This is a genomic window from Rhodococcus sp. USK10 (assembly GCF_019378875.1).
In the GTDB taxonomy this organism is placed as follows: domain Bacteria; phylum Actinomycetota; class Actinomycetes; order Mycobacteriales; family Mycobacteriaceae; genus Rhodococcus_F; species Rhodococcus_F pseudokoreensis.
The window spans coordinates 8,285,405-8,309,891 of sequence record NZ_CP076048.1 but is presented as its reverse complement, the minus strand read 5'-3'; the positions used below and the strand labels follow the sequence as shown (position 1 = coordinate 8,309,891).

The 24,487-nt window shown below is 69.1% G+C and carries 20 protein-coding genes; 7 read left to right on the top strand and 13 right to left on the bottom strand.

Features of this window, described 5'->3' with window-relative positions:
* Window positions 1-21: 21 nt before the first annotated feature.
* From I1A62_RS45070 to I1A62_RS45060, 3 genes are read left to right on the top strand one after another with little or no spacing between them, the layout of a single operon-like run.
* A complete protein-coding gene (locus tag I1A62_RS45070; RefSeq protein WP_218269568.1) occupies window positions 22-309 on the top strand; it encodes an acyl carrier protein in 288 nt (95 codons plus the stop codon).
* Window positions 306-4,622 (top strand): type I polyketide synthase, encoded by a 4,317-nt coding sequence (locus I1A62_RS45065; RefSeq protein ID WP_219458271.1) that lies wholly within the window; start codon window positions 306-308, stop codon window positions 4,620-4,622. Before I1A62_RS45070 ends, I1A62_RS45065 begins: the two co-directional genes overlap by 4 nt.
* Window positions 4,623-4,626: 4 nt before the next feature.
* Window positions 4,627-5,328 carry a thioesterase II family protein gene (locus I1A62_RS45060; protein WP_124390941.1) on the top strand — a complete coding sequence of 234 codons (702 nt, stop codon included), beginning with the start codon at window positions 4,627-4,629 and terminating at the stop codon, window positions 5,326-5,328.
* 24 nt (window positions 5,329-5,352) lie between these two features.
* On the opposite strand, the gene I1A62_RS45055 is transcribed toward I1A62_RS45060, so the two are convergent.
* The 3 genes from I1A62_RS45055 to I1A62_RS45045 are packed head-to-tail and all read right to left on the bottom strand — an operon-like array spanning window position 5,353 to window position 7,835.
* Window positions 5,353-6,555, bottom strand: a complete 1,203-nt coding sequence (locus tag I1A62_RS45055; RefSeq protein WP_219458270.1) for an SPFH domain-containing protein — start codon at window positions 6,553-6,555, stop codon at window positions 5,353-5,355.
* Window positions 6,556-6,987 carry an NfeD family protein gene (locus tag I1A62_RS45050; RefSeq protein WP_087561276.1) on the bottom strand — a complete coding sequence of 144 codons (432 nt, stop codon included), beginning with the start codon at window positions 6,985-6,987 and terminating at the stop codon, window positions 6,556-6,558.
* Window positions 6,988-6,995: 8 nt separating this feature from the next.
* Window positions 6,996-7,835 carry a DUF3097 domain-containing protein gene (locus I1A62_RS45045; RefSeq protein ID WP_219458269.1) on the bottom strand — a complete coding sequence of 280 codons (840 nt, stop codon included), beginning with the start codon at window positions 7,833-7,835 and terminating at the stop codon, window positions 6,996-6,998.
* Between the two features lie 67 nt (window positions 7,836-7,902).
* Here I1A62_RS45045 and I1A62_RS45040 point away from each other — a divergent pair, with 67 nt between their 5' ends.
* Complete coding sequence (locus I1A62_RS45040) at window positions 7,903-8,706, top strand: hypothetical protein (protein WP_219458268.1); 804 nt, start codon at window positions 7,903-7,905, stop codon at window positions 8,704-8,706.
* Here the strand turns inward: I1A62_RS45040 and I1A62_RS45035 are convergent.
* The 8 genes from I1A62_RS45035 to I1A62_RS45000 all read right to left on the bottom strand — a co-directional run bounded on the left by I1A62_RS45035 (window position 8,672) and on the right by I1A62_RS45000 (window position 17,307).
* Entirely contained in the window at window positions 8,672-9,781 is a 1,110-nt protein-coding gene (locus I1A62_RS45035; protein WP_206005027.1) for a ferrochelatase, read from the bottom strand. The two genes, I1A62_RS45040 and I1A62_RS45035, sit on opposite strands and share 35 nt — an antisense overlap.
* A 41-nt stretch (window positions 9,782-9,822) precedes the next feature.
* Complete coding sequence (inhA, locus tag I1A62_RS45030; protein ID WP_005241845.1) at window positions 9,823-10,620, bottom strand: NADH-dependent enoyl-ACP reductase InhA; 798 nt, start codon at window positions 10,618-10,620, stop codon at window positions 9,823-9,825.
* Window positions 10,621-10,666: 46 nt separating this feature from the next.
* Window positions 10,667-11,416, bottom strand: coding sequence for a 3-oxoacyl-ACP reductase FabG1 (gene fabG1 / locus I1A62_RS45025; RefSeq protein WP_072942052.1), 750 nt, complete (start codon window positions 11,414-11,416; stop codon window positions 10,667-10,669).
* A gap of 93 nt (window positions 11,417-11,509) precedes the next feature.
* On the bottom strand, window positions 11,510-12,490 hold the full coding sequence (locus tag I1A62_RS45020) for a VWA domain-containing protein (RefSeq protein WP_095860600.1): 981 nt from the start codon (window positions 12,488-12,490) through the stop codon (window positions 11,510-11,512).
* Window positions 12,487-13,461, bottom strand: a complete 975-nt coding sequence (locus I1A62_RS45015; protein WP_219458267.1) for a DUF58 domain-containing protein — start codon at window positions 13,459-13,461, stop codon at window positions 12,487-12,489. Before I1A62_RS45015 ends, I1A62_RS45020 begins: the two co-directional genes overlap by 4 nt.
* On the bottom strand, window positions 13,458-14,708 hold the full coding sequence (locus I1A62_RS45010; protein WP_374710735.1) for an AAA family ATPase: 1,251 nt from the start codon (window positions 14,706-14,708) through the stop codon (window positions 13,458-13,460). The genes I1A62_RS45015 and I1A62_RS45010 overlap by 4 nt, the downstream gene beginning before the upstream one ends.
* A gap of 129 nt (window positions 14,709-14,837) precedes the next feature.
* A complete protein-coding gene (locus I1A62_RS45005) occupies window positions 14,838-16,319 on the bottom strand; it encodes an NlpC/P60 family protein (RefSeq protein WP_219461750.1) in 1,482 nt (493 codons plus the stop codon).
* A 379-nt stretch (window positions 16,320-16,698) separates the two neighbouring features.
* Window positions 16,699-17,307, bottom strand: a complete 609-nt coding sequence (locus I1A62_RS45000; protein WP_124390933.1) for a DUF6676 family protein — start codon at window positions 17,305-17,307, stop codon at window positions 16,699-16,701.
* 306 nt (window positions 17,308-17,613) lie between these two features.
* Between I1A62_RS45000 and acnA the strand changes: the two genes are divergently transcribed.
* Window positions 17,614-20,415, top strand: a complete 2,802-nt coding sequence (gene acnA, locus I1A62_RS44995; protein ID WP_124390932.1) for an aconitate hydratase AcnA — start codon at window positions 17,614-17,616, stop codon at window positions 20,413-20,415.
* Window positions 20,416-20,587: 172 nt separating this feature from the next.
* Window positions 20,588-21,154 carry a TetR/AcrR family transcriptional regulator gene (locus I1A62_RS44990; RefSeq protein WP_219458266.1) on the top strand — a complete coding sequence of 189 codons (567 nt, stop codon included), beginning with the start codon at window positions 20,588-20,590 and terminating at the stop codon, window positions 21,152-21,154.
* A gap of 25 nt (window positions 21,155-21,179) precedes the next feature.
* Here I1A62_RS44990 and I1A62_RS44985 read toward each other — a convergent pair whose 3' ends face one another.
* Both I1A62_RS44985 and I1A62_RS44980 read right to left on the bottom strand, forming a co-directional pair.
* Complete coding sequence (locus tag I1A62_RS44985) at window positions 21,180-21,395, bottom strand: helix-turn-helix domain-containing protein (protein WP_043825986.1); 216 nt, start codon at window positions 21,393-21,395, stop codon at window positions 21,180-21,182.
* A 99-nt stretch (window positions 21,396-21,494) separates the two neighbouring features.
* The gene (locus I1A62_RS44980) at window positions 21,495-23,126 is read right to left on the bottom strand and encodes an ABC-F family ATP-binding cassette domain-containing protein (RefSeq protein WP_087561339.1); all 1,632 of its coding nucleotides are present in this window, start codon (window positions 23,124-23,126) and stop codon (window positions 21,495-21,497) included.
* A 197-nt stretch (window positions 23,127-23,323) separates the two neighbouring features.
* Here I1A62_RS44980 and I1A62_RS44975 point away from each other — a divergent pair, with 197 nt between their 5' ends.
* Window positions 23,324-24,472, top strand: a complete 1,149-nt coding sequence (locus tag I1A62_RS44975; RefSeq protein ID WP_219458265.1) for a lycopene cyclase family protein — start codon at window positions 23,324-23,326, stop codon at window positions 24,470-24,472.
* Window positions 24,473-24,487 lie beyond the last annotated feature (15 nt).

Below are 24,487 nucleotides of genomic sequence, written 5' to 3'. Positions count from 1 at the left end.
ATCACCGACCAGGAGAACCCGATGCCAGTCCCCGAGCAGATCACCCGCCGCGACCTCGCCCCCGTCATCGACTGGCTCGCACGCCGGGTCGCCGACCACACCGAACGGCCGGTGCACGACGTCGATCCGCACCTCCCCCTCGCCGAGCTGGGAATCGAATCGGTGTCCGCGGTGAGCCTGTGCGGCGAGATCGAGGACCGCTGGGACCTCGAACTCGATCCGACCGTGGTGTTCGACTATCCGACGATCGCCGAGCTCGCCGTCTTCGTCGTCGCCGAAACCACACTGCGGCACCGGAAGGCCTCATGACCGACGTCGCGATCGTGGGCCTCGACTGCCGCTTCCCGCAGGCCCCCGACGCCGCCGCGTTGTGGGCGCTGCTGATGGGCGGGGGCGACGGCATCACCGACGTCCCCGCAGGACGCTGGAACGCGGACACCGTGTTCGACGCCGCCGGTGGTCCCGGCTCGGTCAACAACCGCAGCGGCGGATTCCTCGCCGACGCGGACGCCTTCGACCACGACTTCTTCGGCATCGCACCCCGCGAGGCCGCGGCGATGGACCCGCAACAGCGGCTGCTGCTGCAGTCGGCGTGGCGGGCGTTCGAGGACGCCGCACTCGATCCGCGGGCCCAGGCCGGTTCGAACACCGGTGTGTACGTCGGCGTCATGGCCAACGAGTGGAGTCTCCAGATGCGCGACCTCCCGCGCATCACTCCGCAACTCGGCAGCGGCAACGGCTATTTCATGACCGCCAACCGGGTGTCCTACCAGCTGAACCTGCAGGGCCCGAGCATGGCGATCGACACCGCCTGCTCGTCGTCGCTCGTCGCGGTCCACCTGGCCTGCGTGGCGCTGCGGTCCGGGGACTGCGACCAGGCCCTCGCCGGGGGCGTCAATCTCACGCTGACCCCCACGGTGAACGTCTTCTACACGCAGGCCGGGCTGTCCGCGCCGGACGGCCGGTGCAAACCGTTCAGCGGGGCCGCCGACGGAATCGGCCGCGGCGAGGGCGTCGCGGTACTCGTGTTGCGCCGGCTCGCGGACGCGCAGGCGGAGGGCCTGCCGATCTACGCCGTCATCAAGGGCAGCGCCGTCAACAACGACGGCCGCAGCAACGGGATCACCGCCCCCAACCGCTGGGCCCAGCAACAGGTCGTCGAAAAGGCGTACCGGCGTGCGGGTGTCACGCCCGCACAGGTCGCGTTCGTCGAGGCGCACGGCACCGGGACGGTGCTCGGCGACATGATCGAGATCAAGGCCCTCGGTCACCTCCACGCGGTGCCCCGCCCGCAGCCGTGCGCAATCGGGTCGATCAAGGGCAATCTCGGTCACACCGAGGGCGCGGCCGGGGTGGCCGGTCTGATCAAGGCAGCCCTGGCGCTGCACCACCGGGTGGTACCGCCCAGCCGCGGCGCGGCCGAGGTCAACCCGCGACTCCGGTTGGCGGACAACGGTCTTCAGATCCTGTCCGAGCCGATGCCACTACCCGGCGGCGACGTGCACGGCGCCGTCAGCAGTTTCGGGCTCGGCGGCACCAACGCCCACCTGCTGCTGGCCGCGGCACCCGCCGGCGGCCCGCCCGCGGAGAGTACGGGCGGCGGCGTGCTCACCGTGTCGTCGAACGACCGGGACGGCCTCGCCCGCAGCGCCGCCGCCCTGGCCGACGACCTGCTCGCCCACCCCGACGCCGAACTGGGCCGGGTGTGCTGGAGCACCAACACGGTCAAGGCATCCGGGCGTCACCGTCTCGCGCTCCCCGCCCACGACCGGAACCAGGCCGCCACGACACTGCGCGCGGCGGCCGGCGACGAACACCTGCTCGAGTCGCTGTCCGGGACGGCCCGCCCCGTCAGCGTCGGCTGGTTCTTCACCGGTCAGGGCGCGCAGTACCCGGGAATGTCCCGCGCCCTGCACGAGAACCATGGCGCGTACCGGCGGGCGTTGTCGGACGTGGACGAGCGGATGACGCCGCATCTGGGCCGCTCGGTCCGGGACGTGCTGTTCGATGCCGGCGACGAGATCCACCGTACCGAGTTCGCGCAGCCCGCCCTGTTCGCGGTCGAATACGCGCTGGCCCGGACGCTCGGGGAACTGGGCATCGAACCGGCGTGGCTGCTCGGTCACAGCGTCGGCGAATACGCGGCCGCGGCGCACGCCGGCGTGTTCGGCCTCGACGACGCGTGCCGGCTGATCGTCGCGCGGGGACGGTTCATGCAGCAACTGCCCGCCGGCGGCGCGATGCTGGCGGTACGGGCCACCGCGGACGACGTCGCCGGCCTGCTCGCCGGCGAACCCGCGGCCGCACTGGCGGCGGTGAACGGGCCGCGGGACGTGGTGCTGTCGGGGGAGGCAGGCGCGGTCGACCGGATCGGCGCCGCGCTGACCGCGGCCGGAGTCCCCGTCCGCCGGCTCACCGTCTCGCACGCCTTCCACTCCCCCGCGATGGCGCCGATCCGGGACGCGTTCGCGGAGGTCGCCGCCGACTGCACATACAGCCCGCCCGAGATCCCGATCTTCTCGACCACCCGCGGTCGGCTGCTCGACGTCGACGAACCGATGGACGCGACGTACTGGACCGACCACATCACGGCGACCGTGCGGTTCGCGGACGCCGCCGCGGCCGCCCTGGCCTGCGATCCGACCCACCTGATCGAGGTGGGCCCCGCCCGAATCCTGTTGCCGCTGACCGTCCGCGCCCATCCGGGCTCGCCGGCGCGGCACCTGGCGCCGTGCCCCGGCCCGGCCGGCACCGGCGACGAGCTTCCCGCAATCGTCGCCGCCCTGTACCGGGGCGGCCACGACCCGGCGTGGGATGCGCTGTACGAGCCGGGTGTCCGGGTCCGCCGGCGGCTGCGCGGCTACCCGTTCGCGACCACCGCCCGCTTCTGGACACCCGAGGACGCACCCGCCGCCGCGGCTCAGCCCACCGAACCCGCAGCACCCACCGTCACATCCGAACCCACCGTCACTGCAGAGACCGAGGACACCACCATGGACCACCTGATCGCCCTCTTCCGGGAGCAGGCCGCCGTACTCGCTGCCGCCGCCGGGGTCCCCGCGACGGTCCAGTCCGCCCCGGCGGCGTCCCCGGACGCCGGGCCGGGTCCCGCGGCGGCGACCGACGACACCGCGACCCGGGTGCGCGCGGAAGTCGCACGGGTCAGCGGATTCCCCACGACCGCGCTGACGGCGACGCAGACGATCGCCGGCGACCTCGGATTCGACTCGATCATGATCACCGACCTGTTCGGCGGGTTGCGCCGCGCCTTCCCCGGGCTCGTCGTCGAACCGGACTGGTTCACACCGGGCCGCACGCTCGGCGAGGTGATCGACCACGTGACGGCGCACCGCGTCCCCGGGTCGCGGCCCACCGTCGCGCCCGTCCCGGACCCGGAACCGTCGGTGGCACCCGAGTTCCGCATCGCCGACTTCCCGGAGGTGCAGGCGCTCGACGCACGGCTGACCGCCGCCGAGGGGCTCGGCGTCACCAACCCGTACTTCCTCGTCAACGACGGCATCACCCGGGACACGTCGACGATCGACGGCGCGGAGGTCCTCAACTTCTCCAGCTACAACTACCTCGGCATGTCCGGGCACCCGGCCGTCGTCGCCGCGGTCCAGGACGCCGTCGCCCGCTACGGCAGCTCCTGCTCGGCCAGCCGCGTGCTGTCCGGGGAGAAACCGGTACACCGCGAACTCGAGGCCGCACTGGCCGGGCTGCTGGGAACCGAGGACGCCATAGCCCTGGTCAGCGGACACGCCACCAACGTCACGGTCATCGGCCACCTCCTCGGGGAGGGTGACCTCGTGGTCCACGACAGTCTCGCGCACGACAGCATCCTGCAGGGCTGCGCACTGTCCGGCGCCACCCGGCGCCCGTTCCCGCACAACGATCACGCGGCGCTCGATGCCCTGCTCACCGCGATCCGCTCCCGGTACCGGCGGGTCCTCGTTCTCATCGAAGGCGTCTACAGCCAGGACGGCGACATCCCGGACCTGCCCGCGATGATCGCAGTGAAGGAGAAGCACCAGGCGCTGATGATGATCGACGAGGCGCACAGCATCGGGGTGCTCGGCGCCACCGGCGGCGGCATCGGCGAGCACTTCGGCGTCGACCGCGACGACGTGGAACTGTGGTCGGGCACGACGTCGAAGGCGCTGGCCGGCTGCGGCGGCTACGTCGCCGGCAGCGCCGAACTCATCCGGTTCCTGAAGTACACGACGCCCGGCTTCGTCTACAGCGTCGGGATGACGCCCATGAATGCCGCGGCGTCCCTCGCGGCGATCCGGCAGATGCGCGCCGAACCCGAGGCCCTCGACCGGTTGCGTCGCAACTCCCGGCTGTTCCTGCGGCTCGCCGCGGACGCCGGAATCGACACCGGGGACAGCCGGGACACCCCGGTCATCCCCTGCATCGTCGGGGATTCGCTGCGCACCCTCGCGCTGTCGGGCGCGCTGCTCCGGCGCGGCATCAACGTCAACCCGATCCTCTACCCGGCAGTGCCGGAGAACCTCGCGCGGTTGCGCTTCTTCGTCACCTCCTGCCACACCGAGGAGCAGATCCGGTCCACCGTGGCGGCTCTCGCCGAGGAACTCGCCGCGCTCGTCGCGGCCGCGTAACGCCATGCCGCTCCAGCTGTTCTGCTTCCCGCACGCCGGCGGCGGGCCCACGACGTACCGGCACTGGCACCGCGCCCTGAACCCGCACGTGTCGGTGCGGCCGGTGCACCTGCCCGGGCGCGGAGGCAGGGCCGGGTTCACCGACGTCGAATCCCTCGTCGCCGCACTCGACTGCGAACTCGGCGAACAGCTCACGGCGCCGCACGTGTTCTTCGGGCACAGCATGGGTGCGCTGGTGGCGTACCGGCTCGCGTGCCGTCGACGCGCGACCGGTCGCCCGCTCCCGCGGGCGCTGCTGCTGTCCGGATACGCAGCCCCGCACCTGCCCGCGCCGCTGCCGCCGGTCGACGACCTGGACGACGCGACCCTGATCGCGATGCTGCGCGCCGCCGGGGGTGTTCCCGCCGGCCTCCCGGACCTGCCGGAGTTCCCCGCCCACCATCTTCCCGCGCTGCGGGACGATCTGCGCCTGTGCACCGGCTACCGCGACGCCGCAGACCCGCCCCTCAGCTGCCCGGCGCACGTGTTCGGCGGGGACGCCGACCCGCTGGTCGGCGAGCGGGAACTACGCGCCTGGGATCGGCACACCACCCGGCTGTCCGGGGTGCACCTCCTGGCGGGCGATCATTTCTACCTCGACCACGCACCCGAACAGCTCTTCCGGGTGCTGCGGCCGTTGCTGCGCCGCTACGCCGCGGCCCGGTAGGCGGCGTCAGAACAGGCGGGACGGTCAGCCGCCGTGCGGGGGGACGGGCGGCGGCAGCTGCCCGTGCGCTCCCCCCGGGTACAGCGGCGCGTGCTCGTCGACGCCGCCGGGCTTGGTGAGCGGTCCCGGACCGTCGACGGGCTGCCGTGCCTCGACCTCCGCGGCGCGGACGGCCTGCGCGATGGCCGGGTCGGACTTGGTCTCGAACCAGTCGGCGACCTCTTCCGAATCGTCCTCGGGCTTGGGCAGATCCTCGTCCGTGTTGGACGGTTCGTACCGGAACACCCCGTCCTGCCCCTGCGCGCCGAGAGTCTTCGCGAAACCCTTGAGGGCGTCACCGAAGTCGCTGGGCACCAGCCACACCTTGTTCGCATCGCCCTGCGCCATCTGCGGCAACGTCTGCAGGTACTGGTACGCGAGGAGTTCGGGGGTGGGTTTGCCGGACTTGATTGCGGCGAACACTTTTTCGATCGCCTTCGCCTGGCCCTGCGCCTGCAGGTACTTGGCGGCCCGGTCGCCCTGCGCCCGCAGGATCCGGGACTGCCGCTCACCCTCGGCGGTGAGGATCGACGCCTGCTTCGCGCCCTCCGCGGCGAGGATGCGGGACTGCTTGTCGCCCTCCGCCGTCTTGATGGCCGATTCCCGGTGCCCCTCGGCGGTGAGGATGGTGGCCCGCTTCTCGCGGTCCGCCTTCATCTGCTTCTCCATCGACTCCTGGATCGACGGCGGCGGGTCGATGCTCTTGAGTTCGACGCGGGCGACGCGCAGACCCCAGCGGCCGGTGGCCTCGTCCAGCACCCCGCGCAGCTGCCCGTTGATGGAGTCACGGGAGGTGAGCGTCTCCTCCAGCGTCATACCGCCGACGACGTTGCGCAGCGTGGTGGTGGTCAACTGTTCGACACCGACGATGTAGTTGCTGATCTCGTACACCGCGGCCTGCGGGTTGGTGACCTGGAAGTACACCACGGTGTCGATGTTCAGCGTCAGGTTGTCCTGGGTGATCACCGGCTGCGGCGGGAACGACACCACCCGTTCGCGCAGATCCACCTTGGCCCGGATGCGGTCCGCGAACGGGATCAGGAACGTCAGCTGACCCGACACGGTCCGCGAGTACCGGCCGAGTCGCTCGATCACCGCGGCCTCGGCCTGCGGCACCAGCGCCACCGATTTGGCCACCACCAGCGCAACGAACAACACGAGCACGATCAACACGATGAGTGCTGCCATCTACGGTCCCCTCCATACGACGGCGGTCGCGCCGTCAATTTGCATTACCGTCACGGTCGTTCCCGGTGGATACACTTCCGTGCTGTCGAGCGGGCGGGCCGTCCACACGTCCCCGCCGAGTTTGATCTGCCCGGCGTGCTCGGCGACTTCCTCGAGCACCAGCGCCTGCTTGCCGGTGAGCGCCGCGATGCCCGTCGGGGTCGGCGGCGGTGTCTCGAACTTGCGCAACAACACCGGGCGCACCCCGAGGATCAGCGCGAGGGACAGTATTCCGAAGATCACCGCGTCGACCCAGACCGGGAAGTCGGTGATCGCAGTGACCCCGGCCGTGGCCAGCGCACCGCCCGCCAGCATGAGGAGGAAGAAGTCCCCCGTCAACGCTTCCGCGGCGGCGAGCAGCACCCCCGCTACCAGCCAAATCAATGCAGCCACAACACCATCTAACCAGAATCTCCGGAACCGACGGTGACGAAGTCGACCAGCTGTTCGACCGCCCCGATCAGCGGCGCCTCCAGGTCGCGGAACGTGTCGACGGCCGAGTACACCCGGCGCCACCCGTCGCGCGGTGTCCCCCAGCCCAACTCGCGGCACACCCCGGTCTTCCAGTCCTCACCGCGCGGAATCTTCGGCCACGCCGCGATGCCCACCGCCGACGGGCGGACCGCTTCCCACACGTCGATGAACGGGTGCCCGGTGACGAGCACGTTCGGCCCGAGCCCCTGCGTGAGCTGGGTTTCCTTGGATCCGGTGACGAGGTGGTCGACGAGCACACCGACCCGCCGTCCCGGTCCGGGACGGAACTCGGCGAGCCGCTCCCCGAGGTTGTCGAGACCCTCGAGGTGCTCGACGACGACCCCCTCGACGCGCAGGTCGTGTCCCCACACCCGTTCCACGAGGGCGGCGTCGTGCACGCCCTCCACCCAGATCCGGCTGGCCAGCGCGGTCCGGGCCCGCAGTCCCTCCATCTTCGTCGACCCCGACGCCGACCGGGTGGCCGCCGGACCGGCGGGCTTGGCCGCGGGACGCACCAGGGTGACCGGTTTCCCGTCGATCAGGAACGCCGCCTCCCGCATCGCGAACAACCGGGTGCGCCGCGCCCCGTCCTCGAGCCGGACGAAATCGCCGTCGTAGGTGCGTTCGAACCCCACCACCGCACCGCAGAACCCGGTGCCCGCGTCCTCGACCACGAGGTCCCGCTCGGCCGGGACCGTCGGCGTCACCGGCTTCCTCGCGCGTGGGTGTCCGGAAAAGATGTCGCCGTATCTGTCGCCTCCGCTCACGGGCGCTGACGCTATGCGAGCGGCGCCGTTACGCACACGCCGCCACGCCGACATATGCTCGTTTATCGTGACTTCACCCAGCGCCACTCTCACCGTGTGGGCCAGTTCCTGGCTCGCCGGGAACAGTGCACCCGACGACGTCATCGACGCCCTCCACGCGTGGGCGCCGATGCATCTCGCCTGCGCGGAGGATCAGGACACGGCCCAGCGCACCGGGCTGCCGTGGCCCGACCCGCAGGACGCCGGGGTGACGGCGCTGCTGCAGACGATGCGCCGTTCCGTGTCGCAACCCGAGACCGAGATCCGGCTGGTCCTGCCCGGGCCGGGCGACGTGAGGGGACTGCCCGCGGGCACCGGGTTCGCGTCCGCCGCGATCGGCACCGGCGAGGGTGTCCTCGTCGGGCCGCCCGGCCGTCCCGGGACGGGGCTCGTCCCGCACGTCGAGGGTCCCGACGTGCTGCGGTGGACGGTGTCGACGATCGAGCGACTCCCCCTCGACGCCCACCACACCGGTCTGGGCGAGGCCGAGTTCACGATGCGGGAGGCGGTGCGCGATGCCGCGCTCGAGGCCCTGCACATGCTCGACTCCGGGTTCGGCACCGATCCGCGCGCGCTGATCGCCGACGCGCTGGCGAAGTCCGCGCTGCACCGGTATCCGACGACGATCGCGCCGCGGGCGCTGCGGATCCTGGACTCGGCCGATCAGGTGGCCGCGATCCTCACCGTCGCCGAGCAGATGGCCCCGGCCCGCACGGTGTCCGCGTCGGGCGCGGCCACCCTCGAGGATCTGCTGCGGCCGCTGCGTTCGGCGGTGCGCTCGGCGCGCACCGCCGCCGTCAATGCGTGTGCGCGGGACGGCCTGACGGCCTGACGACGGCCTTGCAGCAGTCGACCGCGCAGGACGCGCCGTCCAGGGTGGACCCGAGCAGCGGCTCGGATCCGAGCCGCGCGGCGGACGCACCGGTCAGCTGTTCGGCGACGAGTTCGACGACGAGTTCCGCGAACCGCCGATCCGTCCCGGGTGTGGCCGCGCGCACGAAGTCGATGCCGAGTTCGGCGGCCTTGTCCCGCGCCTCGGTGTCCAGGTCCCACACCACCTCGAGGTGATCGGAGACGAATCCCACCGGGCACACGATCACCGCGCGCACGTCTTCGCCGGCGAGGGCGTCGAGGTGGTCGCAGATGTCCGGTTCGAGCCACGGCACCTGCGGTGGCCCGGACCGGGACTGCCACACCAGATCGAAGTCGTCGAAACCGGCGGCGCGGGCGGTGAGCGCGGCGGCCTCGGCCACCTGCCTGCTGTAGAGGCGACCGCCTTCCGCGGGCGGACCGGCGTTCACGTCCGCGGCGACCGGCACGGAGTGGGCGGTGAACACCAGCCGCGCGTCTGCCCGGTGTTCGGCGGGGAGCTGCGCGGCGGCCGCGCGGACCGCGTCGGCGAACGCCCCGATCAGCAGCGGGTGGTCGTAGTACTGCCGCAGCTTCAGCAGGTGCGGCGCCCCGTCGCCGGCCGCGGCCCGCGCCCGGGACACGTCCTCGTGGTACTGCCGGCATCCCGAGTACCCGCCCCACGCCGACGTCGGGAACACCAGGGCCGAGCGGACCCCGTCCGCACCCATCCGGGCGACCGTGTCCTCGACCATCGGATGCCAGTTCCGGTTGCCGAAGTAGACTGGCAGATCGATTCCGGCGCTTACCAATTCGGATTCGACGCGGGAGATGATGTCGCGGTTGAGGGCGTTGATCGGCGACACACCCCCGAAATGCAGGTAGTGCTCGGCGACCGCGTCCAGACGTTCGGGCGGCACCCCGCGGCCCCGGGTGACGTTCTCCAGGAACGGGCGCACGTCCTCAGGCTTCTCCGGGCCCCCGAACGACAACAGAAGAAGGGCGTCGAACCGGGAATCGGAACCGTCCGTCGAATTCACAGCGCTCATGATCCCCATCTTCCGTGCTGCCGTTCGGGGCGCACTCCCCGGGTAGTGCTCTAGCCGGCCATCGCGTGGGCGCCGCCGTCGACGTAGATGATCGACGCGGTGGTGCCGGGCAGCCAGTCGGACAGCACAGTGCACACGGTCTTCGCGACCGGCTCCGGGTCGTCGACGTTCCAGCCGATGGGCGCGCGCTCGTCCCACGCCGTGTTCAGCTCGTTCATCTGCTTGGCGTCGTCGGTGGCGGTGCCGGCGATGGCCTTGGCGGCGAGGGTCTTGATCGGGCCGGCCGCGACGAGGTTGGAGCGGATGCCGCGTTCGCCGACCTCCTTGGCGACATACCGGTTCACCGACTCGAGGGTGGCCTTGGCGACGCCCATCCAGTTGTAGAACGGCACCGCGCGCGCCGGGTCGAAGTCCATGCCGACGATCGACGCGTTGTCGTTGAGCACCGGCAGTAGCGCCTTCGACAGGGACGCGTACGAGTAGGCCGACACCTCGAACGCCACGCCGACGTCGGACCACGGTGCGTCGAAGAACGGGCTGCCCAGGCAGGACCGCGGCGCGAACGCGATGGAGTGCACGACGCCGTCGACACCCTCCGGCGCGATCTCCCGGATGCGGTCGGCGAGGCTCGCGAGGTGCTCAGGATTTTGCACGTCGAGTTCGAGGGCCGGCGGCACCGGCTGCGGCAACCGCTGCGCGATCCGGTCGATCAGCCGCAGACGGTCGAATCCGGTGATGATCACCTTGGCGCCCTGTTCCTGGGCGACCTTGGCGACGTGGAACGCGATGGACGCGTCCGTGATGATGCCGGTGACGAGAATGGTCTTACCTTCGAGCAATCCGCCCATGAGGTGTCCTCCTGTGAAGAAAAGTCCGGGAAGTGGTGTGGGAGTTCTAGTGGCCCATGCCGAGGCCGCCGTCGACGGGGATCACCGCGCCGGAGACGTACGCGGAATCGTCGGAGGCCAGGAAGCTCACCACCGCGGCGACCTCCTCGGGCTTGCCCTGCCGCTGCAGCGGGACGGCGCCGGTGATCATGTCCTTGTACTTGTCGTCGAGGACCGCGGTCATGTCGGTGTCGATGAATCCCGGGGCCACCACGTTCGCGGTGATCGACCGGGACCCGAGTTCGCGGGTCAGCGACCGCGCGATGCCGACCACACCGGCCTTCGACGCCGCATAGTTGACCTGGCCGGGACCGCCGGCGAGGCCGACGACCGACCCGAGGAACACGAACCGGCCGAACCGGGACCGCAGCATCGAGCGGGTGGCGCGCTTCGCGACGCGGAACGCGCCGGTCAGGTTGGCATCGACGACGGAGGTGAACTGCTCCTCGGTCATCCGCATGATCAGCGTGTCGTCGGTGATGCCGGCGTTCGCGACGAGGACCTCGACCGGACCCTGATGCGCCTCCACTTCCTTGAAGGCGCGGTCGATCGACTCGGTGTCGGTGACGTCGCACTGGACGCCGAACAGGCCCTCGGGCGCACCCGAACCGCGGTGCGTGACCGCGACCTTGTGCCCGTCCGCCGCGAGGCGCTGCGCGACAGCGAGGCCGATCCCGCGGTTGCCGCCGGTGACGAGCACCGACCGGGGAGTGGACACCGTCCTCACCGACGCGTCGGTAGTTTCTGGGGTAGACATGCGGATAAACCTATCTGTTCAGATGTGCAGGAGTGGAAACGCGGGGCGGCCGTCAGCAGGGCGCTGGTGCCGGGAACGCCGCCGCAGCGAAGATCACGGCAGCCGTTGGCGCAGGACCAGCGCGAGGATCAGCCCCGCCGTCGCGGAGAGGACACCCAGCACGAGCCACGGGCGGCTGGCGTCTCCGCGGGTGGTCTCGAATCCGATCTGCTCCTCGAGGGTGTCGTAGACGTCCCGCAGTTCCTCCAGGCTCGACGCCGTGAAGAAGCTGCCGCCGGAGAGATTCGCGATCTCCCGCAGCGACGGGTCGTCGACGGGTACCGGGATGCGTTCGTCCTCGATCTCGACCTTGCCGTAGCTGGTGCCGAACGAGATCGTCGAGATGGGAACGTCCTTGTCCTTCGCCTGCCGCGCCGCGGTGAACCCGCCGCGCGGATCGTCCGGATTCTCGGGGACCGTCTGCTTGCCGTCGGAGAGCAGCACGATGCGGGCGGGCGGCGCCTGATCACTGCCGCCGAGCACCGCGGCCAGCGTGTCGATCGACTGCAGCGACGTGAAGATCGCCTCACCGGTGGCGGTCCGCTCGCTCAGCTGCAGATTGTCGATCGCGACCTTGGTGGCCTCCCGGTTGGTGGTCGGCGACACCAGCACCGACGCGGTGCCCGCGAACGCGACGAGACCGAGGTTGATGCCGGGGGTGAGCCCGTCGGCGAACGACTTCGCGGCGTCCTGCGCGGCGGCCAGCCGGGTCGGTTCCACGTCGGTCGCCTTCATCGACAACGACACGTCGATGACGAGGATCACGGTGGCCCGGTTCCGCGGAACCCGCTTGTCCTCCGTCGGCCCGGCCAGCGCCACGCTGAAGAACACCAGCGCCAGCACCATCAGCAGCGCCGGAATGTGCCGGGCCCGGCCCGGCCGCGACGGCGCGACCTTCTCGAGCAGCGCGTAGTTGGTGAACCGCAGGGTGTGCTTCTGCCGCTGCCGCTGCACCCACACGTATCCCGCGACCAACGCCACGACGACCAGGAGGAACAGCAACCACCACGGTGAGGTGAACTGCGAAAGACTCACCGGCGGGACCTCTGGTTCGTCGCGGTCCCGTAACTGTGCTTCCGGGCGGACACGAACCGCACCACGTCCGAGATCCAGTCCCGGTCGGTCCGCAGACCGAGCAGCGGGGCACCGCACCGCCGCAACGACTGCTCCACCTGCAGGCGGTGCTCCTCCGCGGCGCGCGCGAAGTCGGCGCGCAGTTGCGGTGTGGTCGTGAACTCGCGGGTCCGTCCGGACTCCGGATCGTGCAGCACTACATCCCCCAGGTCGGGTAATTCCAGATCTCGCGGGTCGAGCACCTCGACACCGAGTACGTCGTGGCGGCCCGAGATGGCCCGCAGCGACCGCTCCCAGTCGATCGGTCCCAGGAAGTCACTGATGACGACGGCCAGACCGCGGCGGCGCTGCGGCCGGCGCAACGACTCCACCGCCCCCTGCAGGTCGCCCCGCACTCCGTCCGGGGCGTGCGGGGTGGTCGCGATCTGACGCAACATCGCCTGCGCGTGGATCCGGCCGCCGCGGGCCGGGATCCGGGTGGTCTGGGCGCCGGTCGAGACGATCGCCCCGATCCGGTTGCCGCCGCCGCTGGTCAGATGCGTGACGGCGGCGGCCGCGGCCACCACCAGGTCCCGCTTCTCGCACCCGGCGGTACCGAAGTCGAGGCTCGCCGACAGGTCGACGACGAGCCACGTCTCCAGCTCCCGGTCGGCGACCGACTGCCGGACGTGCGGGTGTGTCGTCCGGGCGGTCACCGACCAGTCCATCTGACGCACGTCGTCACCCGGCTGGTACTCGCGCGCATCACCCGGCTCGGAGCCCGGACCCGGGATCAGGCCCAGATGGTCGCCGTGCAGCACACCGTCGAGGCGGCGGCGGACGGTCAGTTCCAGTGTCCGCAGCGCGGCGGACAGTTTCGGATCACGGAGTTCGCCGGAGCGAAACGACGGCGGCGGGCCGGAACTCTGCGAACCGGCGGTACGCGCACTCACCGTGGCTGGCTCATCGCCGTCGGTCCGGGCACCGACGTGGACGGGACGGGCGGTCCGTTGTGACCGGCGGGAGCGGCCGGGACCGCCGTCGGCTGCGCGGCGATCTGCGGCAGACCCACCGTCTGCAGCACACGGGAGATCACGTCGTCCGGGCTCACCTCGTCGGCGAGAGCGTCGTAGGACAGCACGAGACGGTGACGGAGCACGTCCGGGATCACCTCGAGCACGTCCTGCGGCACGACGTAGTCACGCCCGCGCAGCAACGCCAGTGCCCGCGCCGAGGAGATGATGCCCAGCGTCGCACGCGGAGACGCGCCGTACGCGATCCAGCCGTCGACGTCGGGAAGACCGAACTCCGCAGGCGTGCGGGTGGCCGCGATGACCCGCACCACGTAGTCGACGAGCGCATGGTGCACGAACACACCGCTCGCGACCTTCTGCAGCCGGACCAGTTCCTCGGGATCGAGAACCTGATGCGGTTCCGGCGCGTCGACACCCATCCGGTAGACGATCTCGCGCTCCTCCTCCACCGTCGGGTAGTCGACGAGGATCTTGAACAGGAAGCGGTCGCGCTGCGCCTCCGGCAACGGGTACACACCCTCGTTCTCGATCGGGTTCTGCGTCGCCATCACCAGGAACGGGTCGGGCATGTGGTACCGCTTGCCGCCGATCGAGACGTGCCGCTCGGCCATCACCTCGAGCAGCGCCGACTGCACCTTCGCCGGTGCGCGGTTGATCTCGTCGGCGAGCACGAAGTTCGCGACGACCGGGCCGAGTTCGGTGTCGAACTCCTCCCGCCCCTGCCGGTAGATGCGTGTACCGATCAGGTCGGTGGGCACCAGATCCGGGGTGAACTGGACGCGCGAGAACGACCCGCCGACCACCTTCGCGAACGTCTCGACGGCCAGGGTCTTCGCCACACCCGGCACACCCTCGAGCAGCACGTGCCCCTTCGCGAGCAGACCGACCAGGATCCGCTCCACCAGCCGGTCCTGCCCGACGATCACGCGCTTGACCTCGTAGATCGCGCGTTCCAGCGTCTGGACGTCGGCGGCGAGACTGGGCGCGACCGACTTCGTCATCGAGGTCTGCGGGCCCGAATCCCGTGAGGGTGCCTTCGGCGCGGTGGCGTTCCGGGGACCCGATCCGTTGGCCGCACCCCCGTTCTTCACACCTTCGGGAGCGGCCTTCGCGGGCGACTCCTTCCGGGCTGCACCCTCCGATACCGCATCATCACGTGAGGTCACCAAGAATCCACCGCTTTCACCTAGATCGTTCCGCCCGTTCACGTACTTGCTCAACTATTCCAGGTGCAAGCAACCCCCGCCGCAACCAAGCACGATCCGCACCGCGGACTACTTCATCGACATCATGGATCACGACACCATACGGACAGCGTAAGGGGTCATGCCGTCCCATCGCACCGGGGAGATCTTGACGACGTCTCCCGACTCGGGCGCCTCCAGCATCTGGTCGTCTCCGAGGTACAGAGCGACGTGCTGGCTGGCGTTCGGACCCCAGAAGATCATGTCGCCGCGCTGCATCTCCTCCGAGGGGACCTGCTCGCCCGCGGTGTACTGATAACCGGTGTAGTGCGGCAGCGAGATGCCGATCCCGGCGAACGCGTAGATCATCAGACCGGAGCAGTCGAAACCGACCTTGTTGAAGTCGCCGTAACTGTCGGCGACACCGCCGTCGCGGATGCCCAGGGTGGGGCCTTCCTCGTCGCCGCCGCCCCACGCGTACTCCACACCGATCTGGGACAGGCCGCGGTCGATGACGGTTTCGATGGCCTCACTGCCCGTCAGGTCCTCACCGCTGGTCGACGGTTTCGACTTGGGGGTGGACTTCGGCGTGGTGGTGGCGGAGTCCTCGTCCTCCGAATCGTCCTCGATCGTGGTGTGCGCCCGCTGCCCCGCGGCGAGTTCCGCGGCACGCTGGCGTGCCGCCTCGTTGGCGGCGACACGCGCGGCGGCCTGCGTCGCGGCCTCCCGGGCCGCGGCGGCGATGGCAGCCTTCTGTGCGTCCTCGGCGCGCTTCTGCTCCTCCCACGTCGCGTACGCCTCACGCTGCCCCTCGAGCCCCGCGACGTTCCCGCGGGCGGCGTCGAGCTGGGCCTGCGCGGCCGCTCGGTTGCTCTCGATCTGCGCCTTCTTGGCTGCCTGGTCCTGCAACGCCGACCGGGCGATCGCGATCGCCTGCTCGGCCAGCGACTTCTTCGACGCGGCCTGGTCGGCCGCCACGTCCGCCTGCTGCTTCGCCTCGCGCGCCGCGGAATCCTTGTTGGCCTGGGCGGTCCGGGCGCGCTGCAGACCCTCGAGCACCGCGTTCTGACTGGTGGCGAGAAGTTTCAGCACCTGCGCGCGGTCCAGGACGTCACCGGGCCCCTGGGCGCCGAGGTACGTCGAGATCGCGGACACGTTGGTGCCCTGCGTGTAGCTCGACCGGGCGTACTTGTCGAAGTCCTTCTGCGCCAGTTCGATCTGCGCGCCGGCGTCGCGCAGCGCCTGCTGGGAGGCGCCGACCACACTGGCGGCCAGATCGGCGGCGCTGCGGGCGTTCTGCAGATCGACCAGCGCCCGGTTCACGTCCTCGCGCTTGATGGCGACCTCGTTGTCGAGCTGGGCGAGTTGCTGATCCGCGGAGGCGACCTGATTGATCAGTTCGCTGACCTGCCCGAGGCCCGCCGACACCTGGGTCTGGGCCTGTGCGATGTCGGAGTCGGACGGATTCGGCGGCGGGGGCGGCACTGCGGCGGCCAGGCCGGGCGTGCTGCCGACCAGCGCGCCGACGATGCCCAGTCCGATCAGGAGCCGCACCGCGCGAGCGCGCCTGCGGGAGAAGCTACGGTGCCCCACTCCAGCTCGTGCTTGTCGCTTCACAACTCTCTCCCTCGGTTCTGCACCGATCGCGCAGGCCGCGCTGTGCTCGTCGTGGGGAGAAATTCCGGCAGCCACACCTTCCGCGTTTCGGCGACACCGACCTACGCCGGAACGCCGTCACTCTGGACGTCAATCACCAGCCTGCGACACTTCTTCCCCAAGAGCGCCAAATGCACCGTACGACACTTCCGGACTCTATGGAAACTTTAGTCACAAATAACACATGAGTAATTTGACCAGCGGAAATGCCGAACTGAGAATCGTCGGCGCCATTTACGCGCATCGACGCAGGCAGCGGCCGCACACGGGCGAATCGTGAAATTGCCGCCGAGTTATCCGGGGAATTCGGAAGGCGTCAGGGCTTCTGTCGCTCGTACGTCGTGCCGGCACCCGGGGCACTGTCACCCTTTTTCGCGGTGCCGCCGCCATTCGAGGCGGACGCCCGGCGCGACTTCGCGAAGAACGTCGCGGCCGACGCGATGACGACGATCGCCACGATGACAGCCGTGAACAGCGCCCACGGCGGTCCCGGCTCGACGACCTCGTCGACGAAGTGATTCGCGGAGACCACCGCGTCGCCGGTGTACGTGCGGTCCTGACCCGATTCGAGCAGCACCCGGCTGATCGAATCGCTGTACGTGCCGACCCAACTGGGGCTCAGCACCAGAACGGTGCCGCCCTCCTCCGCGCCGACCTCGGTCGCGAGGTCGCGCAACTGCGAGTCGCGGCCGGGATCCTCGTCCAGCACCACGATGCTCAGCTTGATGCCGTGCTCGGCCGCGCGGTCGACGACGGCGGCGAGTTCACCGGTCTCGTCGGACGGTGCCGACACTCCGTCGTCGGACACGTCCGCGACCACGTCGGAGACGTCGATGTCTTCCGGAAGGTCCGTCGACAACGGGAGGGCCGAATGGACGGGAACCGTGACACGGGCAGGAAGTGCGGTGGCGATAGGGGCAGGCATCTCTCATCCGGGTGTGCTGTAGGAACGTAAGCCTCGCGTGAACACTACGTGAGGTGTCCCCGAAGTTCCGTTCCGTCCGGCCGCGTCCCCGCCGCGGTAGTGGAGAATCGCCGGGGGCACGGGCCCGTTTCCGCCCCGGATTCTCACAGGACAAGCGTACTGTTAGACTATCGGAGGTACCGCGGTAGGGGCCGATTCCGTCATCGCTAGCACGACAGCGCACACGGATCAGCCGTGCCCGCAGTGCCTGCAGCCGTCGACACAGCCCCGTCGGTGGCGACCCTCACATAGACGAGTGGAGCTGACGTGAGCACCAGTATTGATTCATTCGGAGCAAAGGGAACCCTCGAGGTCGGTGAGAACTCCTACGAGATCTTCCGACTCGCGGCCGTCCCCGGCACCGAGAAATTGCCTTACTCCTTGAAGGTTCTCGCCGAGAACCTTCTCCGTACCGAAGACGGAGCCAACATCACCGCGGATCACATCCGCGCAATTGCAGGCTGGGATCCCTCGGCTCAGCCGAGCATCGAAATCCAGTTCACGCCGGCTCGCGTGATCATGCAGGACTTCACCGGCGTTCCCTGCGTCGTCGACCTCGCCACCATGCGTGAGGCTGTCACCGCCCTCGGCGGCGACCCCAACAAGGTCAACCCGCTCTCCCCCGCCGACATGGTCATCGACCACTCGGTCATTCTCGACATCTTCGGCCAGGCCGATGCACTCGAGCGCAACGTCGACCTCGAATACGAGCGCAACGGCGAGCGTTACCAGTTCCTCCGCTGGGGCCAGGGCGCATTCGACGACTTCAAGGTCGTCCCCCCGGGCATGGGCATCGTCCACCAGGTCAACATCGAATACCTGGCACCGACCGTCATGGCACGCAACGGCCAGGCATACCCCGACACCTGCGTCGGCACCGACTCGCACACCACGATGGTCAACGGCCTGGGCGTGCTGGGCTGGGGCGTCGGCGGCATCGAAGCCGAGGCAGCCATGCTCGGCCAGCCGGTCTCCATGCTCATCCCCCGCGTCGTCGGCTTCAAGCTCTCCGGTGAGATCAAGCCCGGCGTCACCGCGACCGACGTCGTGCTCACCGCCACCGAGATGCTCCGCAAGCACGGCGTGGTCGGTAAGTTCGTCGAGTTCTACGGCAAGGGTGTTGCCGAGGTTCCGCTCGCGAACCGCGCAACCCTGGGCAACATGAGCCCCGAATTCGGTTCCACCGCAGCGATCTTCCCGATCGACAGCGAGACGATCGACTACCTGCGCCTCACCGGCCGCAGCGACGAGCAGCTCGCCCTCGTCGAGGCCTACGCCAAGGAACAGGGCCTGTGGCACGATCCCGACAACGAGCCCGTCTTCTCCGAGTACATCGAGCTCGATCTGGGAACCGTTGTTCCCTCGATCGCCGGCCCGAAGCGCCCTCAGGACCGAATCCTGTTGTCGGAGTCGAAGACCGCGTTCCGCAAGGACATCCACAACTACGTGGAAGAGAACTACCCGACCGAGCACACTCAGCTCGACGAGGCCGTCGAGGAATCCTTCCCGGCGTCCGACCCCGCAGTACTGTCGTTTGCCGATGACGGAGCAGTCGACGTTCTCTCCGCCGCCAACGGCGCAGAAGGCCGCCCGAGCAAGCCGGTTACCGTCAAGTCCGACGCAGGCGAGTTCGTTCTCGATCACGGCGCCGTCGTCGTTGCCGGCATCACGTCCTGCACCAACACGTCCAACCCGTCGGTCATGCTCGGCGCTGCGCTGCTTGCGCGTAACGCCGTCGAGAAGGGCCTCGCCACCAAGCCGTGGGTCAAGACCAACATGGCACCCGGTTCACAGGTCGTCACCGACTACTACGAGAAGGCCGGCCTCTGGCCGTACCTCGAGAAGCTCGGCTACTACCTCGGCGGCTACGGATGCACCACGTGCATCGGCAACACCGGCCCGCTGCCCGAGGCAGTCTCCAAGGCCATCAACGACAACGACCTGTCGGTCACCGCTGTGCTCTCGGGCAACCGCAACTTCGAGGGACGCATCTCCCCCGACGTCAAGATGAACTACCTGGCCTCCCCGCCGCTCGTCATCGCCTACGGCCTTGCGGGAACCATGGACTTCGACTTCGAAACCGACTCGCTCGGCGACGACAGCGATGGCAACCCCGTGTTCCTGAAGGACATCTGGCCGTCCACGCAGGAAATCGAAGAGACCATCAAGACGGCGATCAGCCAGGACATGTTCCGCAAGTCCTACGCAACGATCTTCGCGGGCGACAGCCGCTGGCAGAACCTCTCGACCCCTGAGGGTGACACCTTCGAGTGGGACGAGAACTCGACCTATGTCCGCAAGGCTCCGTACTTCGACGGCATGCCGAAGGATCCGGCTCCGGTCAAGGACATCAAGGGCGCTCGAGTCCTCGCCCTGCTCGGCGACTCGGTCACCACCGACCACATCAGCCCGGCAGGTCCGATCAAGTCCGGCACCCCCGCCGCGCAGTACCTCGATTCCCATGGCGTCGAGCGCAAGGACTACAACTCGCTCGGCTCGCGTCGCGGCAACCACGAGGTGATGATCCGCGGAACGTTCGCGAACATCCGTCTGCGCAACCAGCTCCTCGACGACGTCTCCGGTGGCTACACCCGCGACTTCACGCAGGACGGCGGCCCGCAGGCCTTCATCTACGACGCGTCGCAGAACTATCAGAAGGCCGGCATCCCGCTGGTCGTCCTGGGCGGCAAGGAGTACGGCTCCGGATCGTCGCGTGACTGGGCCGCCAAGGGCACCAGCCTCCTCGGCGTCAAGGCCGTCATCACCGAGTCGTTCGAGCGCATCCACCGCTCCAACCTCATCGGTATGGGCGTCGTTCCGCTGCAGTTCCCGGCCGGCGAGTCGGCTGCGTCGCTGAAGCTCGACGGCACCGAAACCTTCGACATCGAAGGCGTCGAGAAGCTCAACGAGGGCGTCACCCCGAAGACCATGAAGGTCACGGCAACGCGCGAGAACGGCGAGAAGGTCGTGTTCGACGCAGTCGTACGCATCGATACCCCCGGTGAAGCGGATTACTACCGCAACGGCGGCATCCTGCAGTACGTGCTCCGCAACATGATCAAGGGCTAGTAGGCGCTTCGCGCCTGTGAGCACTTTCGGCGCGTGACAGGGCACAAAGCGCTCACGACCATTCTCGCTGGTAGGCGAAGCTTCGTGAAGAAGTGGTCGTGAGCGCTTTGTGCGTTTGGTGAGTTCGCCTACGAAGCGCCGAAAGTGCTCACAGGCCGACAAAGGAGGCATTTTGCCCAAGGTCAGTGAAGACCATCTCGCGGCCCGGCGCAGTCAGATCCTGGACGGCGCCCGCCGATGCTTTGCCGAATACGGTTACGACGGCGCCACCGTCCGCCGGCTCGAGGAAGTGACCGGACTGTCACGCGGGGCGATCTTCCATCACTTCAAGGACAAGGACGGGTTGTTCCTGGCGCTCGCCCACGAGGACGCGACCAGGATGGCCGACGTGGTCGCCCACGAAGGTCTCGTCCAGGTGATGCGGGACATGCTCGCCCAGCCCGACCAGTTCGACTGGCTGGGAACCCGACTCGAAATCGCCCGGCGGCTGCGGAACGATGGCGACTTCCGCAGAAGCTGGTCGCAACGGTCGGCGGAACTGACCGAGGCGACGATGGCACGCCTCGCGCGGCAGAAGTCCGCGGGTCGCCTCCGCGACGACGTGCCGACCGACGTCCTCATCGGCTACCTGGATCTGGTGCTCGACGGCCTCGTCGCACGCATCGCTTCCGGGCAGGCCGGCGACAACCTGTCGGCCGTGCTCGATCTCGTCGAGGAATCCGTCCGACGCCGCGACTGACACCGCACTCCCCCACCGACACCGGTCAGGTCTTACGACGGTGAGCTCCGCCTCGTCCGCGGAGCTCCACCTCGGACTCCGCGAGAATGTTGCGGACGAACCCGTACGATCGCCCCATTTCCCGGGCGAGGGAACGAATACTCGCCCCGGCCTGATAGCGCTGTTTCAGCTCCGCCTGCAGATCGGCGCGCGACGGTCCCGTGATCCGAGCGCTCTTGGCGAAGACCCCGATGTCAGCCATGAACTCCTCCAGTCGGCGAGCGACGGTGGTTTCCACGGTAGAGCGCAGCGACAGGGATATCTACGGAGAGCGCAGCGACCGCGATATCTACGCGCCGGCTCAGGCGAGCTGGATCAGTTCCAGGTAGTCCTGCGACCAGTGGTCCTCGGTGCCGTCGGGCAGGAGGATGACCCGCTCCGGGTCGAGCGCCTCGGCGGCGCCCGGGTCGTGGGTCACCAGCACGACGGCACCGGTGTAGCTGCGGAGCGCGTCGAGCACCTGTTCGCGGGAAACGGGGTCGAGGTTGTTGGTCGGCTCGTCGAGCAGCAGTACGTTCGCCGCCGACGACACGAGCCCGGCGAGCGCGAGGCGGGTCTTCTCACCACCGGACAGGGTTCCTGCCGGTTGCTCGAGTTGCGGGCCGGTGAACATGAACGCACCGAGCAGCGAACGCAGCTCCTGCTCCCCCGTGTCCGGCGCCGCGTGGCGGATGTTCTCCCACACCGACGCGTTGTCGTCGAGAGTGTCGTGTTCCTGTGCGAAATAGCCGATCTTCAGGCCGTGGCCGGGGACGAGTCCGCCGGCGTCCGGCGTCTCGACGCCGCCGAGGATGCGCAGCAGCGTCGTCTTACCCGCACCGTTGAGACCGAGCACGACGACGCGTGACCCACGGTCGATCGCGAGGTCCACGCCGGTGAAGATCTCCAGCGAGCCGTAGACCTTGGTCAGGTTCTCCGCCATCAGCGGCGTCTTGCCGCACGCGGCCGGCTCGGGGAATCGGATCCGGGCCACCTTGTCGGATACACGTTCCGCGTCGAGGTCCGACATCAGCTTGTCGGCGCGCTTCGCCATGTTCTGCGCCGCCACGGCCTTGGTGGCCTTCGCGCCGAGCTTCGCGGCCTGCGTGCGCAACGCACTTGCCTTCTTCTCCGCGTTCGCGCGCTCACGCCGGCGACGCTGCTCGTCGGTCGCGCGGGCGTCGAGGTACTTCTTCCAGCTCATGTTGTACACGTCGGCCTCGCCGCGCACGGCGTCGAGGAACCACACCCGGTTGACGACGTCGTTGAGCAGATCGACGTCGTGGCTGATCACGATCAGACCGCCCTCGTGGTTCTGCAGGAATCCCCGCAGCCACGTGATCGAGTCGGCGTCGAGGTGGTTGGTCGGCTCGTCCAGCAGCAGGGTCGTGTCCGACCGTCCACCGCTGCCGTCCGACGCGGCGAACAGGATGCGCGCCAGTTCGACACGGCGGCGCTGACCACCCGACAGGGTGTGCAGTTGCTGACCGAGGATGCGGTCGGCCAATCCGAGGCTGTTGCAGATGCGTGCCGCCTCGCTCTCGGCCTCGTATCCGCCGAGGGCGGAGAACCGGTCCTCGAGGTTGCCGTACTTGCGGACAGCCTTGTCGCGTTCGGCGTCGTCGACGACCTCCGACATCAGGATCTGCTGCTTCTCCATGTCCCGCAGCAGCGAATCGAGACCGCGCGCCGACAACACCCGGTCCTTCGCGAGGACGTCGAGGTCGCCTTCCTTCGGGTCCTGCGGGAGGTACCCGAGGTCGCCGGTGCGGACCACGGCGCCCGCGTACGGCTCTCCCTCCCCCGCGAGGATGCGGAGGGTGGTCGTCTTGCCGGCACCGTTACGGCCGACCAGCCCGATGCGGTCGCCGGGCTGTACCCGCAAAGCCGGTCCGGGCGCAGACAGCAACGTCCGCACTCCAGCTCGAACTTCCAGGTCGGTAGCGGTGATCAACAAGACTCCTAGGAAAATGACACAGGCGCTGAATGAGAAAAACTGCGCAAAGAACACACGAACCAGCAATTTTACCCGACGACGGCCCACTCGGAACACGCCCGTCCGTGATCCCGCTAACGTTGGCCGCCGCATCCGATCCCCCGGCGACCCCCGGCCCTGCCCTCGTTGCTTGGTGGCCGTGACAGGCTGGCGACGTGACAGCCACACCCCGTCCGCCGATCTGGGACGTCGCGATCGTCGGCCTCGGCCCCGCCGGCCGCGCCCTCGCCCACCGGGCCACTGCCCTCGGTTCGGCAGTCGTGTCGGTCGATCCGCTCCCCCGCAGATCGTGGACCGCGACGTACGCCGCCTGGGAAGACGAACTCCCCGGCTGGCTCCCTCGGGATGCCGTCGCGACGAGGACCGACCGACCGGCAGCGTGGACGGCACGCCGCCACATCATCGATCGCACCTACTGTGTTTTGAATACATCTATGCTGCAATCAATACTCGGTAACAATTGCGGAACTGTTATCGCAGGTAGAGCCGTCGACCTCTCCCCGACGTCCGTCCGATTGGACGACGGCTCGACGCTGAACGCTCACGTCGTCGTCGATGCCCGCGGCACGGGCGACAGCCCCGACCTTGCCCAGCAGACGGCATACGGAGTCGTCGTGGATCCCGGCACCGCCGCGCATGCGCTGGGAGGCGAGGCCGCGGTGTTCATGGACTGGCGCCGCGACAACGGCACGTCCCCCACGGACACGCCGTCCTTCCTCTACGGGATCCCGCTCACCCGGGACCGGTTCCTGCTCGAGGAGACCTGCCTCGTCGGCCGGCCCCCACTCCCGATCTCCGAACTCGCCACCAGACTCCACGACCGTCTCCGGGCGCGCGGCGTCACCGTGCCGTCCCATTCGGACGTCGAGCGCGTCAGATTCGCCGTCGAGCCCCCACCGGAGGCCGGTCGATCCCACAGTTCCGACCAGGTGCGCTTCGGAGCCCGCGCCGGGTTGATGCACCCCGGCACCGGCTACAGCGTCGCCGCGTCACTTCTGTACGCAGATGCCCTGGCCCGGGACCTCCGTGACGGGTCGAACACCCGGCTGTGGCCGTGGAAGGCACGCACTGTCGCGTCGCTGCGATCGGTCGGGCTTCGCGTCCTCCTGGATCTGGGGCCGGAACACGTCCCCGAATTCTTCGAGCATTTCTTCGATCTGCCGCCACGACTCCAGGCCGCATATCTGTCCGAACGGTCGAATCTGCGCGGAACCCTGTCGGCGATGGGCCGGATGTTTGTCGCATCCTCCGGCGATATCCGCGGTGTGATTCTCCGTTCCACGCTCCGCCGGGAAGTTCGATGAACTGTCGCGAGAATG